Here is an 18036-nt window from a genome sequence, read left to right on the forward strand (position 1 = left end):
GCCCGTCCGGTCGATGCCACCCCCGTTCCGGTGCTCCTGTCGGGACACACCGAAGCGGCCCTGCGCGCCCAGGCCGGGCGGCTCCTGACCCACCTCGCCGACCACCCCGACCTGCCGCTCACCGACCTCGCCCTCTCCCTCGCCACCTCCCGGGGCGCCCTGGAGCACCGCGCGGCCGTCGTCACCGACGACCCCGACGCGCTCACCCGCGCCCTGACCGCGCTGCGCGACGCGACCCCCGACGCCGGGCCGCTCACCGGCCGCCCGGACCACGGCCGGCTGGCCTTCCTCTTCACCGGCCAGGGCAGCCAGCGCCCCGGCATGGGCCGCGAGCTCTACGACCACCACCCGGTCTACGCCCAGGCACTGGACGCCGTACTGACTCGCTTCGACCTCGAACTCGACCGTCCGCTGCGGGAGATCCTCTTCGCCACCCCGGGCTCGCCCGAGGCCGCGCTGCTGGACGACACCGGCTACACCCAGCCCGCCCTCTTCGCCCTCGAAGTGGCCCTGTTCCGCCTCGCCGAGTCCTGGGGCCTGCGCCCCGACTACGTCGCGGGCCACTCCATCGGAGAGTTCGCCGCCGCACACGCCGCCGGAGTCCTCTCCCTGGAGGACGCCTGCACCCTGGTCGCCGCCCGCGGCCGGCTGATGGCCGCACTGCCCACGGGCGGTGCCATGGCCTCCGTCGAAGCCACCGAGGACGAAGTGACGGCCGTGCTCTCCCCGTACGGGGGACGGGCCGCGGTCGCCGCCGTCAACACCCCGACCTCCCTGGTCGTCTCGGGCGACGAGGAAGCGGTGCTCGCCGTCGCCGGGTACTTCGCGGAGCGGGGCCGCCGCACCAAGCGGCTGCGCGTCAGCCACGCCTTCCACTCGCCGCACATGGACCCGATGCTGGCGGACTTCGCCCGCGCCATCCGCTCCGTCACCTGCCACGCACCCACCGTGCCGCTGGTGTCCACCGTCACCGGCACGCTCCTGGCGCACGAGGCACTCGCCGCGCCGGAGTACTGGACCGGGCAGGTCCGCGGCACCGTCCGCTTCGCCGACGCCGTCCGGCACCTCACCGAGCACGGCGTGCGGACCTTCTTCGAGCTCGGCCCGGACGCGGTGCTCAGCGGCGCGGTCCGCGAGGGCACCGACGAACAGACCCGTGCCACCGCCGTCCCGGCACTGCGCCGGGACCGGCCCGAGGCCCCCGCACTGACCACGGCACTGGCCCAACTCCACCTGCACGGAGCGCAGGTCGACTGGAACGCCGTGTTCGCGGGCAGCGGAGCCCGCCCGATCGACCTGCCCACCTACCCCTTCCAGCGCGAGCGCTACTGGCCCGAGGCGACCACCGGGAGCGCCGCACCCGGCCACCCCGCCGACGCGGCGGACGCGGACTTCTGGTCGGCCGTCGAGCGGGCGGACCTGGCGTCCCTGGGATCGTCGCTGGACCTGGACGACGACACCCTCACCGCCGTCGTGCCCGCCCTCTCCTCCTGGCGGCGCCGCAGCCGGGAGCGCTCCACCGTCGACGGCTGGCGCTACCGGACCACCTGGAAGCGCCTCACCGGCCCGGCCGCCGCACGGCCCGCCGGGACCTGGCTGGTGCTCGCACCGGCCGACGGCGAGTCGGCGTGGCTCGACCCGGTCGCCGACGTCCTGGGCGCCGACGCCGTACGGCTTCTCGTCACCGCCCCACAGCGCCAGGACCTGACCGAACGCCTGGCCCAACTGGTCGACGAGCACGGCGAGTTCGCGGGCGTGCTGTCCCTGCTGGCCACGGCCGGCGACGGCGCCGAGAGCACCGCCGACGCCGCCACCGCGGGCCTGCTGCTGACGGCAACCGCCTTCCAGGCCCTGGGCGACGCGGGCATCGAGGCACCCCTGTGGTGCGCGACCCGCACCGCCGTGGCCGTGGACCGCACCGAACACCCGGCCCGCCCCGCCCAGTCCGCCGTCTGGGGCCTGGGCAGAGTGGCCGCACTGGAGCACCCGCAACGCTGGGGCGGCCTGATCGACCTGCCCGACGCGCTCGACGACGGCACCCTGCGCCGCCTGGCCGCCGTCCTCACCGACAGCGCCGGCGAGGACCAGATCGCCGTGCGCAGCACCGCGGCGTTCGCCCGCCGGCTGGTCCACCACCGGGCCGCACCGGCCCCCGAGGCGGGCACGTTCAGCCCCACCGGCACCGTGCTCGTCACCGGTGGCACCGGCGCCCTCGGCGGCCACGTCGCCCGATGGCTGGCCGAGGCCGGCGCCCCGCGCCTGCTGCTGGTCAGCCGCCGCGGCGCCGACGCCCCCGGTGCCGCCGAACTCGTCGCGGACCTCGAAAGCGCGGGAGCCGAGGTCACCCTCGCGGCCTGCGACACCGCGGACCGCGACGCGCTCACCGCCGTACTGGCCGCGATCCCCGACGCGCACCCGCTCACCGCGGTGTTCCACACCGCCGGCACCGTCGACGACGGCACTCTGGACACGCTCACCCCCGAGCAGTTCGCCACCGTCCTGCGCGCCAAGGTCACCGCCACGCTCAACCTGCACGAGGCGACCCGCGACCAGGAACTGAGCGCGTTCGTGCTCTTCTCCTCCATCGCCGGCACCCTCGGCGCACCCGGCCAGGGCAACTACGCGGCCGCCAACGCCTTCCTCGACGCCTTCGCCGAACAGCGCCGCGCCCACGGCCTGCCCGCCACCTCGGTGGCCTGGGGCCCCTGGGCCGAGACCGGCATGGCGGCCGACGGCACCGGCGTCCAGGAACGGATCCGCCGCGGCGGCTTCGCCCCCCTGCCACCCCGCCTCGCCCTCACCGCCCTGCGGCGGGCGATCGAGCACGGCACCCCCACGCTGACCGTCGCGGACATCGACTGGTCGCGCTACGCGGAGGTGTTCACCGCACTGCGCCCCAGCCCCCTCGTCGGCGACCTGCCCGCACTGCAGCGGGCCACCCCGACCGCCGGGACACCGCAGGCCACCCTCCAGGAACCGGCCCTGCGCCAGCGGCTCGCCGGACTCTCCCCGGCCGCGCGCCCGAGCTTCGTCCTGGACCTGGTGCGCACCCGGGTGGCGGCGGTCCTCGGACACTCCGGCACCTCGGACATCGGCGCCGACCGCGCCTTCAGCGACCTCGGCTTCGACTCGCTGACCACCGTGGAGCTGCGCAACACCCTCACCGCCACCACCGGTCTGAAACTGCCCGCGACCCTCGTCTACGACTACCCGACCCCGACCGCACTCGCCGACTTCCTGCTCGCCGAACTCCTCGGCACGCTGCCCGCGTCGGACACCGACACCCCGGCTCCGGCCGGCCGCGCGGCGGACGACGACCCCATCGTCGTCGTCGGCATGAACTGCCGCTTCCCCGGCGGCGTCCGGTCCCCCGAGGACCTCTGGCGACTGCTGAGCCGCGGCGAGGACGCGATCAGCGGCTTCCCCGCGGACCGCGGCTGGGACCTCGACGCGCTCGCCCAGGGCGCCTCCGCCACCCTCGAAGGCGGCTTCCTGGACGGCGTCGGCCTCTTCGACGCCGGCTTCTTCGGCATCTCGCCCCGCGAGGCGCTGGCCATGGACCCCCAGCAGCGACTGCTGCTGGAGACCTCGTGGGAGGCGTTCGAGCGCGCCGGCATCGACGCCACCACCCTGCGCGGCAGCCGCACCGGCGTGTTCGTCGGCACCAACGGCCAGGACTACGCCACGCTCCTGCGCCAGGGCACCGGCACCGCCGACCTCCGTGGCCACGTCGCCACCGGCAACACCGCCAGTGTCATGTCCGGCCGTCTGTCCTACGCCTTCGGCCTGGAGGGCCCGGCCGTCACCGTCGACACCGCCTGCTCCTCCGCGCTGGTCGCCCTGCACATGGCCGCAGGCGCGCTGCGCAACGGCGAGTGCACCCTCGCCCTGGCCGGCGGTGTCTCGGTGATGTCCAGCCCCGGCTCCTTCACCGAGTTCACCGTCCAGGGCGGACTGGCCCCCGACGGACGCTGCAAGCCCTTCGCCGACGCGGCCGACGGCACCAGCTGGTCCGAGGGCGTGGGCGTCCTCGTCCTGGAACGGCTGTCCGACGCCCGCCGCAACGGCCATGACATTTGGGGCATCGTGCGCGGCACCGCCGTCAACCAGGACGGCGCCTCCAACGGGCTGACCGCGCCCAGCGGACGGGCCCAGCAGCGCGCCATCCGCCAGGCCCTCGCCGACGCCCGCCTCACCCCCGCCGACGTCGACGTCGTCGAGGCCCACGGCACCGGCACCACCCTCGGCGACCCCATCGAGGCAGGCGCCCTCATGGCCGCCTACGGGCAGGACAGGCAACACCCGCTGCTGCTCGGCGCAGTCAAGTCCAACCTGGGCCACACCCAGGCCGCCGCCGGCGTCGCCGGCACCATCAAGGTGCTCGTGGCGATGCGCCACGGCGTGCTGCCCAAGACCCTGCACATCGACGCCCCGTCCTCGCACGTCGACTGGAGCGACGGCACGGTCGCGCTCGTCACCGAGCAGCAGGAATGGCCCGAGACCGGGCACGCCCGACGGGCCGGTGTCTCCGCCTTCGGCGTCAGCGGCACCAACGCGCACGTCATCCTCGAACAGGCACCGGACACCGAGGAACCGGTGGCACCGGAACCCACCACGGTGGCGCCGGGCCTCGTGCCCTGGCCGGTGTCGGGCAAGACCGCGGCCGCACTGACGGCACAGATCGAGCGGGTCTCGGCCCTGACCGACGCGTCACCGCTCGACGTGGGCCACTCCCTCGCCACCGGCCGTTCCGCGTTCGCCCACCGCGCGGTCCTCACCGCCGACGCGGCGGGCGTACGGGAACTCGCCCGCGGTGTCGCCCAGGAGACCGACGGGAAGCTGGCCGTGCTGTTCTCCGGCCAGGGCGCCCAGCGGGTCGGCATGGGCCGGGAGCTGTACGGCAGGTTCCCGGTGTTCGCGGCGGCGCTGGACGAGGTGCTGGCGCACTTCGAGACCGGGACCGTGGCGGAGACCCCGTTGCGGGAGGTGATGTTCGGCGGGGCGGAGGGCCTGGACGAGACCGGGTTCACCCAGCCGGCGTTGTTCGTCATCGAAGTGGCGCTGTTCCGGCTCGCCGAGTCCCTCGGCGTCCGGCCGGACTTCGTGGCCGGGCACTCGATCGGCGAGATCGCGGCCGCGCACGTCGCGGGGGTGTTCTCACTCGCGGACGCCTGTGCGCTGGTGGCGGCCCGGGCGCGCCTGATGCAGGCGCTGCCGCCGGGCGGGGCGATGGTGGCCGTCCAGGCCGCCGAGAACGAGGTCGGGCCGCGGCTGGTCGACGGGGTGTCGATCGCGGCGGTCAACGGCCCCGAGGCGGTCGTCCTCGCCGGAGCCGAGGCCGAAGTGCTGCGGATCGCCGGGGGGTTGGCGGACGAAGGACGCAAGACACAGCGCCTCGCGGTGAGCCACGCCTTCCATTCGCCGTTGATGGAGCCGATGCTGGAGGAGTTCCGGCGGGTGGCCGAGGGCCTGTCGTACGAGGCTCCGCGGATCCCGCTCGTGTCCAACGTGACCGGGCAGCTCGCCGCCGAGGAACTGCTGTGCTCGCCCGGGTACTGGGTGCGGCACGTACGGGAGACCGTGCGGTTCGCGGACGGCGTGCGAACGCTGGCCGCCGAAGGCGCCGCCGTCTTCCTGGAGCTGGGCCCGGACGGGGTGCTGACGGCGATGGCCCAGCACACCCTCGACGCGACCGCGACCGTCGTGCCGATGCTGTGCAAGGACCGGCCCGAGGAGACCGCGCTGGTCACCGCGCTCGCCCACCTGTACGTCGTGGGCGTCGGGGTGGACTGGTCGGGAATCTTCGCCGGCACCGGCGCCCGCCGCACGGACCTGCCCACCTACCCCTTCCAGCAGCAGTGGTTCTGGCCGGAGGCCGGGGCGACCCAGCCCCGTCAGGACGGCCCGCAGGACTCCGTGGACGCCGAGTTCTGGGACGCCGTGGAACGCGCGGACCTCCCGTCGCTCTCGGCCGGCCTCGAACTGGACGACGCCGCACTGTCGGCCCTCGTGCCCGCCCTGTCCGCCTGGCGCCGCAAGCGCGTCGAACGTTCGACCGTCGACGGCTGGCGCTACCGGGTGACCTTCACCCCGTTGGCCGGCACCGCACCGGGCACCCTCACCGGACGGTGGCTGGCGCTCGTCCCGACGGGCGGCACCGCCGACGTGTGGACCGCCACCGTCCTCGCGGCCCTCGGCGAGTCCGCCGTCATCGTCGAGACCGACCCGACCGACCGTGCCGCACTGGGCGGGACGCTCGCCCAACTCGCCGCAGACGACACCGAGTTCACGGGTGTGGTCTCGCTTCTCGCGGCCCCGTTCAGCGACGCCATCCCCGCCGGACCGGCCTGGCCGAACGAGGCGGTGGCGGCACTGGCGGACGCCGGAATCGACGCCCCGCTGTGGTGCGTCACCCGCGACGCGGTGACGGTGGGCCGCGCGGAGACCGAGGTCAGCCCCGCCCAGGCGACGGTCTGGGGAATCGGCCGGGTCGCCGCGCTGGACCACCCGGACCGCTGGGGCGGCCTGGTCGACGTGCCGCAGGTGCTCGACCGGCGCGCGGCCGAAAGGCTCCGCGCCGTCCTCACGGGCATCGGCGACGAGGACCAGGTGGCGCTGCGGTCCTCCGGTCTCTTCGGACGACGGCTGGTGCGCGCCGCGCACGACGGCACCGCGACCCCGTGGCGCCCGACCGGCACGGTCCTGATCGTCGGCCCGACGGCCGGCGCCGGCGGACACTGCGCCCGCTGGCTCGCCGAGCAGGGCGCCCAGCACCTGCTGCTGGCCGACCCCACCGCACCCGACACGGCACCGGCGCGCGCCGAACTCGACGACCTGGCCGTACCCGTGACGGTGCTCGACTGCGCCCCGTCCGACGGCGAGGCGCTGCTGACCGCGCTCGCCGCGCTGCCGGCAGGGGCGCCCCTGACCGCCGTCGTGTACGCCGAGGAGCCGTCCGACGCCGAGGAGCCCGACGCCGCACCGGCCGCGCTGCGCGCCGACGTGACGAACCTGGCCGAGGTGGCCGAGGTGGCCGCCGGCGACCGTCCCCTGGACGCGTTCGTCCTCTTCTCCTCGATCGCCGGGACCTGGGGTGCCGGTGGCCGGGCCGTCGAGGCCGCGGCCGGAGCCCAACTCGACGCCCTGGCCGGCACGTTGCGCACCCGCGGGCTGCCTGCCGTGACGGTCGCCTGGGGCGGCTGGGCCGGCACCGCGTCCGACGGCCTGGCCGCTCACCTCAGGGCCAACGGGCTGCCGCCGATCGACCCCGCACGGGCCCTGACCGCGCTCGCCGGCTCGCTCGGCACCGACACCTCCTCGGTGACGGTCGCCGACGTCCGGTGGGACCGGTTCGCGCCCGCCTTCACCCGCAACCGGCGCAGCGCCCTGTTCACCGAGCTGCCCGAGGCCCGCGAGGCGCTGGCCCGGCCGGACACCACCGAGCCGGGCACCGCGGACACCGCGACCGGCCTGCGGGCCGAACTCGCCGCCCGCCCGGACGCGGAACGCACCGAGGTCCTGTCGGCCCTCGTCCGTACCCAGGTCGCCGCGGTGCTCGGGTTCGCCGACGCCGACGCGGTACCCTCCGGCCAGCCGTTCCGGGACCTCGGCTTCGACTCGCTGACCGGCGTCGACCTGCGCAACCAGCTCACCACCGCGACCGGCCTGGCGCTGCCCGCGACCCTCGTCTTCGACTACCCCACCGCCGAGGCGCTCGCCGGCCACCTGCGGGCCGAGCTCCTCGGCGAGGAGACGCAGGAACTCCGCGTGGCGACGCGGGCGAGGGACTTCGACACCGCCGAGGACCCGGTCGTCATCGTCGGCATGAGCTGCCGCTACCCGGGCGGGGTCCGCTCGCCCGAGGACCTGTGGCAGCTGGTCATGGGCGAGGCCGACGCCATCGGAGGCTTCCCCACGGACCGCGGCTGGGATCTGGACCGGCTGCTGCACGGCGACCGGGACGGCCGCGGCCGGACCGTCACCGGCGAAGGCGGATTCCTCTACGACGTCGCGGACTTCGACCCCGGATTCTTCGGGATCTCACCGCGCGAGGCGATGGTGATGGACCCGCAGCAGCGCATCCTCCTGGAAGCCACCTGGGAGGCCCTGGAGCGCACCGGCATCGACCCCGCCCAGCTGCGGGGCGGCGACACCGGCGTGTTCATCGGCGGCGGATCGGGCGACTACCGGCCCGAGGCCGGCCAACTCGGCCACGCGCAGACCGCGCAGTCGGCGAGCCTGCTCTCCGGCCGGGTGGCCTACCACTTCGGCCTCGAAGGCCCCTCCGTCAGCGTCGACACGGCCTGCTCGTCGTCCCTGGTGGCGCTCCACCTGGCCGCCCAGGCCCTGCGGGCGGGCGAGTGCTCGCTCGCGCTCACCGGCGGTGTGACGGTGATGTCCAGCCCGGTGAACTTCGTCGAGTTCGGCGAGATGGGAGCCCTCGCGACGGACGGCCGCTGCCGGCCCTTCGCATCCGCAGCGGGCGGCACCGGCTGGTCCGAGGGCGTGGGCGTCCTCGTCCTGGAACGGCTCTCGGACGCCCGCCGCAACGGGCACCAGATCCTCGCGGTGCTGCGCGGCTCGGCCGTCAACCAGGACGGCGCCAGCAACGGCCTCACCGCGCCCAACGGCCCCTCGCAGCGCCGGGTCATCCAGCGGGCGCTGGCCAACGCGGGGCTGGCCCCGGCCGACGTGGACGCCGTGGAGGCGCACGGCACCGGAACCACCCTGGGCGACCCCATCGAGGCGCAGGCGCTGCTGGCCACGTACGGACAGGGCCGCGACCAGCAACTGCCGCTGCTGCTCGGGTCGGTGAAGTCCAACATCGGCCACACCCAGGCAGCCGCCGGCGTCGCCGGTGTGATCAAGATGGTGCTGGCGATGCGCCACGGCGTGCTGCCCAGGTCCCTGCACATCGACGAGCCCTCGGCGCACGTCGACTGGACAGCCGGAGCCGTCGAACTGTTGGCGGAGGCGGCCGACTGGCCGCGTACCGGACGCCCGCGCCGGGCCGGAATCTCGGCGTTCGGCGCCAGCGGCACCAACTCCCACGTGATCATCGAGCAGCCCGCGGAGATCCCGGCCGACGAGCCCACGCGCCCCCACGGGGCGGGCGGCCCGCTGCCGGTCCCCGTGACGGGCACCGTACCGGAAGCGCTGCGGGCCCAGGCCCGACAGCTGCACGCCTACGTGGCCGCCCGACCCGACCTCACCGTCGCCGAGTTCGCGCTGTCCACGGCCACCACCCGGTCGGCCTTCACCCACCGGGCCGCGGTCCTCGCCGACGACCGCGCGGCACTGCTCACCGGCCTGGCCGCGCTCGCCGACGGACTCGACACCCCCCAGGTCCTGCACGGCCGGGCGGCGGAGCGCCGGGGCAAGCTCGCGGTGCTGTTCTCCGGCCAGGGCTCGCAGCGCGTGGGCATGGGCCGGGAACTCCACGCCCGCTACCCGGTGTTCGCCGAGGCCCTCGACGCGGTCACCGCACGCCTGGACACGGAACTGGAACTCCCGCTGCGAGACGTCATGTTCGAGGACGCGGAGCGGCTGGACGAGACGCGCTTCACCCAGCCCGCGCTGTTCGCCATCGAGGTGGCGCTGTTCCGCCTGGTCGAATCCTGGGGCATCCGCCCGGACTTCACCGCCGGGCACTCCGTCGGTGAGATCGCCGCCGCGCACGTGGCCGGCGTCCTCTCCCTGGACGACGCCTGCCGTCTGGTGGCCGCTCGGGCCCGGCTGATGAACGCCCTGCCCACGGGCGGCGCCATGGTCGCCGTACAGGCAACCGAGGAGGAGATCCGGCCGCACCTGACCGACGGCGCCTCCCTCGCGGCGGTCAACGGACCGCGGTCGGTGGTCCTCTCCGGCGACGAGGACGTCGTGGTCGGCATCGCGGAGAAGCTCACCGCGGACGGGCGAAAGACTACGCGTTTGCGGGTGAGCCATGCGTTTCACTCCGTGCACATGGATGCCATGCTCCAGGACTTCCGACGCGTCGCCCGCAGCGTCGACTACCACGCCCCGGCGATCCCGATCGTGTCCAACGTGACCGGCGAGGTGGCCACCGAACAGCAGGTGTGCGACCCGGACTACTGGGTGCGCCACGTCCGCGAGGCGGTCCGCTTCGGCGACGGGGTGCGCACCCTGGCCGACCGCGGCGTGACCACCTTCCTGGAGCTCGGCCCCGACGGCACGCTCTGCGCCATGGCCCAGGACACCCTGGACACCCTGCCCGCGCAGCCGGTCACCGTACCGGCGCTGCGCCGGGACCGCGGCGAGCAGGAGTCCGTGGTCGGCGCCCTCGCCCGGCTGTACGTCGACGGAGCCGCCCCCGACTGGGACGCTGTGTTCGACGGGACCGCGACCGCGCCCCGCCGCACCGACCTGCCCACCTACCCCTTCCAGCACCAGCGGTACTGGCCGGCCACCCAGCCGGCCGCCGACCCGGTCGCGCCGGGCGCTGCGGACGACGGCTTCTGGTCGGCGGTGCGCGAGGCCGACTTCACCGCGCTGGAGACGACCCTGAACGTCGACGGCGACGCCCTGGCCAAGGTGCTGCCCGCGCTCGCGGACTGGCGCCGCCGTCGGGACGAGGAACACCTCGTCGACGGCTGGCGGCAGCAGATCACCTGGCAGCCGCTGACCCGGCGACCCGGCCGCACCCCGGCCGGCACCTGGCTCGCCGTGCTGCCGGCCGGTCACCCCGACGACCCCTGGGCCGCCGACGCCGTCGCCGCCCTGGGCCCGGACACCGTACGCCTGGCAGCACCCGGGCCCGACCGCGCGGCGCTGGCCGCACAGCTGCGCCAACTGGCCGACGACGGACACGAGTTCACCGGAGTGGTGTCCCTGCTCGCCCTCGCCTCCGCACCCGCACACGGTGCGGAAGCCCCCGAGGCGCTGGCCCTGACCACCGCCCTGTTCCAGGCACTCGGCGACGCGGACCTCGCCGCACCCCTGTGGTGCGTCACCCGCGGCGCGGTCGCCACCACGCCCGCCGAGCCGGTACCCGGGCTCGCCCAGTCAGCCCTCTGGGGTCTGGGCCGGGTCGCCGCCCTGGAGCACCCGCAGCGCTGGGGCGGTCTGATCGACCTGCCCGACGCGCTCGACGAGCGGTCCGCGGCCCGCTTCGCCGAAACCCTCGCGGCGCCCGGCGACGAGGACCAGATCGCGATCCGGCCCTCCGCCGTCCTCGGCCGCCGGCTGGTCCCCGTACCGGCCGCAGCCGGCACGCAGGAGTGGAACCCCACCGGCACCGTCCTGATCACCGGCGGCACCGGAGCCCTGGGCGCCCACGTGGCACGCCGGCTCGCCGAGGCCGGCGCCCGGCACCTGCTGCTCGTCAGCCGCCGGGGCGCCGACGCCCCCGGCGCGGACGGACTGCGGGCCGAACTCACCGCCCTGGGCGCCGAGGTCACCCTCACCGCCTGCGACGCCGCGGACCGCGACGCGCTCGCCGAGGTGCTCGCCGCGATCCCCGACGAGGCCCCGCTGACCGGTGTGATCCACACCGCGGGCGTCCTGGACGACGGGATCCTCGACAGCCTCACCCCGGACCGCTACGAGGCCGTCTTCCGCGCCAAGGCCGCCTCGGCCCTGGCCCTGCACGACCTCACCCGGGACCTGGACCTGGCCGTGTTCGCGCTGTTCTCCTCGTCCTCCGGAGCGGTCGGCAACGCCGGCCAGGCCAACTACGCCGCCGCCAACGCCTACCTCGACGCGCTCGCCGAACGGCGCCGCGCCCAGGGCCTGGCCGCGACCTCGCTCGCCTGGGGCGTGTGGGGCGGCGACGGAATGGCCGCCGACCACCGGGCGGCGGAGGCGGCCCGGCGCACCGGCATCCGTCCGCTGGACCCGGACCTCGCCGTCGTGGCGCTGCGCCGGGCCGTCATGGACGGGCGGCCCACCGAGGTCGTCGCCGACATCGAACGCGACCGGTTCGTCCGCTCCTTCACCGCCGTCCGGCCCAGCCCGCTGCTCGGCGAGCCGGCCGTCACCGAGCACCGGACGGCAGGGGACACCGGCGAGGGCACCACCGGCGACGCACTGCGCGAAGAGCTCGCCGGCCTGTCGCCCGCCAAGCGCACCCGGGCCGTACTGGACCTGGTCCGCCGCCGGGCCGCGGCCGTGCTCGGGCACCCCACCACCGACGCGGTGGGCGCCGACCGGGCCTTCCGCGACCTCGGATTCGACTCCCTCAGCGCCGTCGAACTGCGCAACCAACTCGGCGCCGCGACCGGACTGCCCCTGACCGCCACGCTCGTCTTCGACCACCCCAACCCCGCCGAACTGGCGGACCACCTCCTCGACCAGCTCCTCCCCGACCAGAAGCCAGGGCAGGACACCGGCGACAACGCCCCGGACTCCGCCGGCATCCGCGCGCTGCTCGCCTCCGTCTCCCTGAACCAGCTGCGGGAGATCGGCGTACTCGAACCCCTGATGAAGCTGGCCGCGGAGCAGTCCGCGGCGGCGGGCGGCGAGGCCGCTCCCGAGACGGCAGCGGACGCCTACGACGAGTCGATCGACGCGATGGACGTCGCCGACCTGGTGCAGGCGGCACTAGAGCGCAACTCCTCCCAAGAGCGTTGACAGAGCGGAAAGAGCGGATCATGACCACATCCAGTGAAAGTGTCGTCGCAGCCCTCCGCGCCTCGCTGAAGGAAGCCGAGCACCTGCGCCGACAGAACCACAAGCTCGTCGCCGCGGCCACGGAACCGATCGCGATCGTGGCGATGGCCTGCCGGTACCCGGGCGGCGTGCAGTCGCCCGAGGACCTGTGGGAGCTCCTGGCCGCGGGCAAGGACGCGATCGGCGCGTTCCCCACGGACCGCGGCTGGGACCTGGACGCCCTGCGGGACGCCGGGGTCGACGCGCGCGGCAACGCCGTCAGCCAGGAAGGGGGCTTCCTCGACGGCGTGGGGGACTTCGACGCCGGGTTCTTCGGCATCTCCCCGCGCGAGGCCGTCACCATGGACCCGCAGCAGCGGCTGCTGCTGGAGACCTCCTGGGAGGCCGTCGAGCGCGCCGGCATCGACCCGACCACCCTGCGCGGCAGCCGCACCGGCGTCTTCGTCGGCACCAACGGCCAGGACTACGCCTACCTGCTGGTGCGCTCGCTGGCCGACGCCACCGGCGACATCGGCACCGGAATCGCCGCCAGCGCCACGTCCGGCCGGCTCTCCTACACGCTGGGCCTGGAAGGCCCGGCGGTGACCGTCGACACGGCGTGCTCCTCCTCGCTCGTCGCCCTGCACACGGCGACCCACGCCCTGCGGGCCGAGGAGTGCTCGCTGGCCCTGGTCGGCGGAGTGAACGTGATGTCGTCCCCCGGCTCCCTGATGGAGTTCAGCCGGCAGGGCGGGCTGGCGGCCATCGGCCGGTGCAAGGCGTTCTCCGACGACGCCGACGGCACCGGCTGGTCCGAAGGCGTCGGCGTCCTCGTCATGGAGCGGCTGTCCGACGCCCGCCGCAACGGGCACCCGGTGCTCGCCGTCGTGCGGGGCTCGGCCGTCAACCAGGACGGCGCCTCCAACGGCTTCACCGCCCCCAGCGGCCCGGCGCAGCAGCGGGTGATCCGGCAGGCGCTGGCCGGCGCCGGTCTCTCGCCCTCGGACGTGGACCTGGTCGAGGCGCACGGCACGGGCACGCCGCTGGGCGACCCGATCGAGGCCCGGGCGCTGCTGGCCACCTACGGCCAGGACCGCGACCCCGAACGCCCGCTGTTCCTCGGCTCGGTGAAGTCCAACCTCGGCCACACACAGGCCGCGGCGGGAGTGGCGGGGATCATCAAGGTGATCCTGGCGCTGCGCAACGGTGTGCTGCCCCAGACGCTCCACGTGGACGAGCCGTCCTCGCACGTGGACTGGTCGTCCGGTGCGGTGGAGCTGCTGACGGAGTCCCGGGAGTGGCCCGGGGCCGACCGGCCGTGGCGGGCGGGGGTGTCGTCGTTCGGCATCAGCGGCACCAACGCCCACGTCATCATCGAACAGGCGGAGCAGGCCGAGGAGCCGGCAACGGATCCGGCATGGGCGCCCGACGTCGTGCCGTGGCTGGTGTCCGCCAAGTCCGAAGAGGCACTGGCGGCCCAGATCGAGCGGATCTCCACGCACAGCGGCGCGCTGTCACCGGTGGACGTCGGCTGCTCGCTCGCCGCGGGCCGTTCGGTCTTCGAGCACCGCGCGGTGCTCCTGGCGCAGGGCCTTGACGGCGAGCTGTCCGAGGCGGCCCGCGGCCGTGCGGAGCAGGACCGCTCGCTCGCGGTGCTGTTCTCGGGACAGGGCGCGCAGCGGGTCGGGATGGGCCGGGAGCTGTACGCCCGGTACCCGGTCTTCGCCGAGGCGCTGGACGCGGTCCTGGAGCGGTTCGACGGGGAGCTGCGCGATCTGCGTGCGGTGATGTTCGGTGACGCGGAGGGTCTGGACGAGACGGGGTTCACCCAGCCGGCGTTGTTCGCGGTCGAGGTGGCGTTGTTCCGGTTGGTGGAGTCCTGGGGAGTGCAGCCGGACTTCGTGGCGGGGCACTCGATCGGTGAGATCTCCGCGGCGCATGTGGCGGGGGTGTTGTCGCTGGAGGATGCGTGTGTGCTGGTGGCGGCGCGGGCCCGGCTGATGCAGGCGCTGCCTGGGGGCGGGGCGATGGTTGCGGTCCGGGCCACCGAGGACGAGGTGCGTCCGCGGCTGGTCGACGGGGTGTCGATCGCGGCGGTCAACGGCCCCGAGGCGGTGGTGCTGGCCGGGGAGGAGTCCCAGGTTCTGCGGATCTCCGAGGAACTGGCGGGCGAGGGGCGCAAGACACGGCGGCTGTCGGTGAGCCATGCCTTCCACTCGGCGTTGATGGAGCCGATGGTGGAGGAGTTCCGGCGGGTGGCCGAGGGCCTGTCGTACGCGGCGCCGCAGATCCCGATCGTCTCGAACGTGACCGGGGAGCTCGCCTCCGCGGAGTCGGTGCGTTCGCCCGGCTATTGGGTGCGGCATGTGCGGGAGACGGTGCGTTTCGCGGACGGTGTCCGTGCCCTTGAGGCCGAAGGTGCCTCGGTCTTCCTGGAGTTGGGTCCGGACGGTGTGTTGACGGCCATGGCGCAGGATGGTGCGGACGACGCCGCGGTGTTCGTCAGTGCGCTGCGCAAGGACCGTGCCGAGGAGTCGGCGCTGGTGACGGCGTTGGCGCGGCTGCATGTCGTGGGTGTGGGGGTGGACTGGGCGGCATGGTTCGCGGGCACGGGTGCCCGCCGTGTGGACCTGCCGACCTATCCCTTCCAGCACGAGCGGTACTGGCCCCGGCCCGCCGCGTTCTCCGGGGACGACGTCACCGGCGCGGGGCTCCTCCCGGCAGGGCACCCCCTGCTGGGCGCGACGGTGCCACTGGGGGGCTCGGGCGGGCTGCTGCTCACCGGCAGGCTGTCCACGCGCACCCATCCCTGGCTGCTGGACCACGTGGTGGACGGAGCGTGCGTCTTCCCCGCCGCAGGCTTCCTCGAACTCGCCGTCCGCGCGGGCGACCAGGTCGGCTGCGACCGCGTCGGCACGCTCGCACTCACCGAGCCGCTCGTACTGGCCGGGGACGACGCCGTGCTCCTCCAAGTGTGGCTCGGCGCCCCCGACGAGGACGGCCTGCGCGAGGTACGCGTGTCCTCGCGGGCCGCGGACTGCGCAGACCGGCCGTGGACGGACCACGCCCACGGCAGCCTGACTCCCGCAGGGCCGACAGGAGCACCAGGAACCGGGCGGATGGCCGACGGGGCAGCGGAGTTCGACGCCTCGGTGTGGCCCCCGAGCGGTGCCGAGGCGACGGACCCGGCCGACGATGACCAGGACGTCGCACACGGCCCGGTGTTCCGGACCGTCCGCGCGCTGTGGCGTCACGGCGACCAGACCTTCGTCGAGGCCGCGCTGCCCGACCAGGTGGACGACGCGGCGGACTTCGGCCTGCACCCGGCGCTGCTGGAAGCGGTGACGCGGGCGGCCGCAGGCGACGACGACCTCGCGCCTGCCGCCTGGCACGGGGTCGAACTGCACGCCAGCGGGGCCTCGGCGGTGCGCATCCGCCTCGCGAGGACCGGCCGGGACACGTACTCCGTCGCCGTCGCGGACGTCATGGGTGCCCCCGTCCTGTCGGTGGACTCACTGGTCCTGGAGGCTCCCAAGCCCCTCGGGCAGCCGGCCGGCAGCGCGGGTGCGGAAGAGGGGGCCTTGCTCCGGCTGGACTGGGTGCCGGCCGCCCCGGCACCGGGCGACGGCCAGGCGCGGAGCGTGACGCTCGGCGCCGCGGGACTGGCGTCGCTGGTGGACGTGCCCGAACTGGTCGTGGTTCCGGTGTCGGGCAGCGGTGACGACGTCCCCGCCGCGGTGCACGAACGGACCGCATGGGCACTGGAGTTGATGCAGGAGTGGCTGGCGGGCGAGCGGTTCGCCGCCGCCCGGCTGGTGTTCGTGACCGACGGCGCGGTCTCCGGCGAGGACCTGGCCGCCGCGGCGGTGTGGGGACTGGTGGCATCGGCACAGTCGGAACACCCGGACCGGTTCGCCCTGGTGGACACGCCGGACGCGGCCCTCCCGCCCGCACTGCCGGGCCTCCTCGCCGCCGGTGACGCCCAGTTCCTCGTACGCGACGACGCGCTGCACGTGGCCAGGCTGGCCCGGCTCACCACACCGGACGACGCCACCCCCCGCCGCCCCGCCTGGGACCCGGACGGCACGACGCTGATCACCGGTGGTACGGGTGGCCTGGGGGCCCTCCTGGCCCGGCACCTCGTGACCCGGCACGGGGCCAAGCACCTCCTCCTGGTGAGTCGCAGCGGCGAGGCCGCACCGGGGGCCACCGCACTGCGCACCGAGTTGACCGCACTCGGTGCCGACGTGACGATCACCGCCTGCGACACCGCCGACCGGACCGCGCTCGGGCGGGTGCTGGACGCCCTCACCCGTCCGCTGACCGCGGTGGTCCACACCGCCGGCGTGCTGGACGACGGCGTGGTCACCTCGCTGACCGCGGAGCGGCTGTCGGGCGTGCTGCGCCCGAAGGTGGACGCGGCCTGGCACCTGCACGACCTCACCCGGGAGATGGAGCTCGGGGCGTTCGTCGTCTTCTCCTCGGTCTCCGGCACCATCGGCGCCGCCGGCCAGGCCAACTACGCCGCGGGCAACGTCTTCCTCGACGCCCTGGCCAGGCACCGCGCCGCCCGGGGCCTGCCCGCCCAGTCCCTCGCGTGGGGCGCGTGGGCACAGGCGAGCGGCATGACGGGGGCACTGACCGACACGGACCTGCAGCGCATCGCGGCCACCGGCGTGCCGCCGCTCTCCGCCGCACAGGGGCTGGCGCTGTTCGACGCCGCCACCGCCACGGACGAGCCCCACCTCGTCCCCGTCGGGCCGGTCGCCACCGGCACCCGCGTCCGCGGTGCCGTACCCCCGGTGCTTCGGGGCCTGCTCAAGGGCGCCCGGCGGACCGCCGCCAACTCCGCACCCGGAGCCGACGCCCCCGCCGCGCTCGCCCGCCGCCTGGCGGAGGCTCGGCCGGAGGACCAGCCCCGCCTGCTGACCGACCTGGTACGGACCGAGGCCGCCGCCGTGCTCGGGCACGCCTCGGCCAAGGCGGTCGAGGCCCGGCGTGAGTTCCACGACCTGGGCTTCGACTCGCTGACCGCTGTCGAACTGCGCAACCGCCTGGCCGCCGCGACGGGACTGCGGCTGACCGCCACCCTCGTCTTCGACTACCCCACCCCCCTCGCCCTGGCCGAGCACCTCGTCCCGCAGCTCGTGGACGAGGCCCCGGCCGTCACGGGCCCGGCCCTGCTCGCCGAGCTCGAACGACTCGACTCCGCACTCGCCGCCGGCGCGCCCGACGCCCGCACACGGACCGCCGTGTCCAACCGCCTGTCACAGATCCTGGACAAGTGGCGGGGCGACGCCGCCGAGCAGCACGGATCGGGGGTCGCCGACCGGCTCGAATCCGCCAGCGCGGTGGAAGTCCTCGCCTTCATCGACAACGAACTCGGGCGTCACAGCGACCGCTGAACCCGGCCCCTCTTTACACGGAAGG

General features: G+C 74.9%; 2 protein-coding genes (1 of these 2 running past the window's edge). Both read left to right on the top strand.

From position 1 onward, the window contains the following. Positions 1-12588 carry the end of a type I polyketide synthase gene (locus tag MOV08_RS42720; RefSeq protein WP_275311540.1) on the top strand. 15891 nt of this gene lie to the left of the window's left edge, so only the last 12588 of its 28479 coding nucleotides appear in the window; its start codon lies beyond the left edge, outside the window; its stop codon occupies positions 12586-12588. 20 nt (positions 12589-12608) lie between these two features. Beyond that, the gene (locus MOV08_RS42725; RefSeq protein ID WP_275311541.1) at positions 12609-18011 is read left to right on the top strand and encodes a type I polyketide synthase; all 5403 of its coding nucleotides are present in this window, start codon (positions 12609-12611) and stop codon (positions 18009-18011) included. Positions 18012-18036 lie beyond the last annotated feature (25 nt).

It is taken from the genome of Streptomyces yunnanensis, assembly GCF_029011865.1.
Lineage (GTDB): Bacteria > Actinomycetota > Actinomycetes > Streptomycetales > Streptomycetaceae > Streptomyces > Streptomyces yunnanensis.

What these genes read in the sequence shown, in the direction of transcription:
- MOV08_RS42725 (WP_275311541.1), top strand. Translation starts at nt 12,609, where the DNA reads ATGACCACATCCAGTGAAAGTGTCGTCGCAGCCCTCCGCGCCTCGCTG.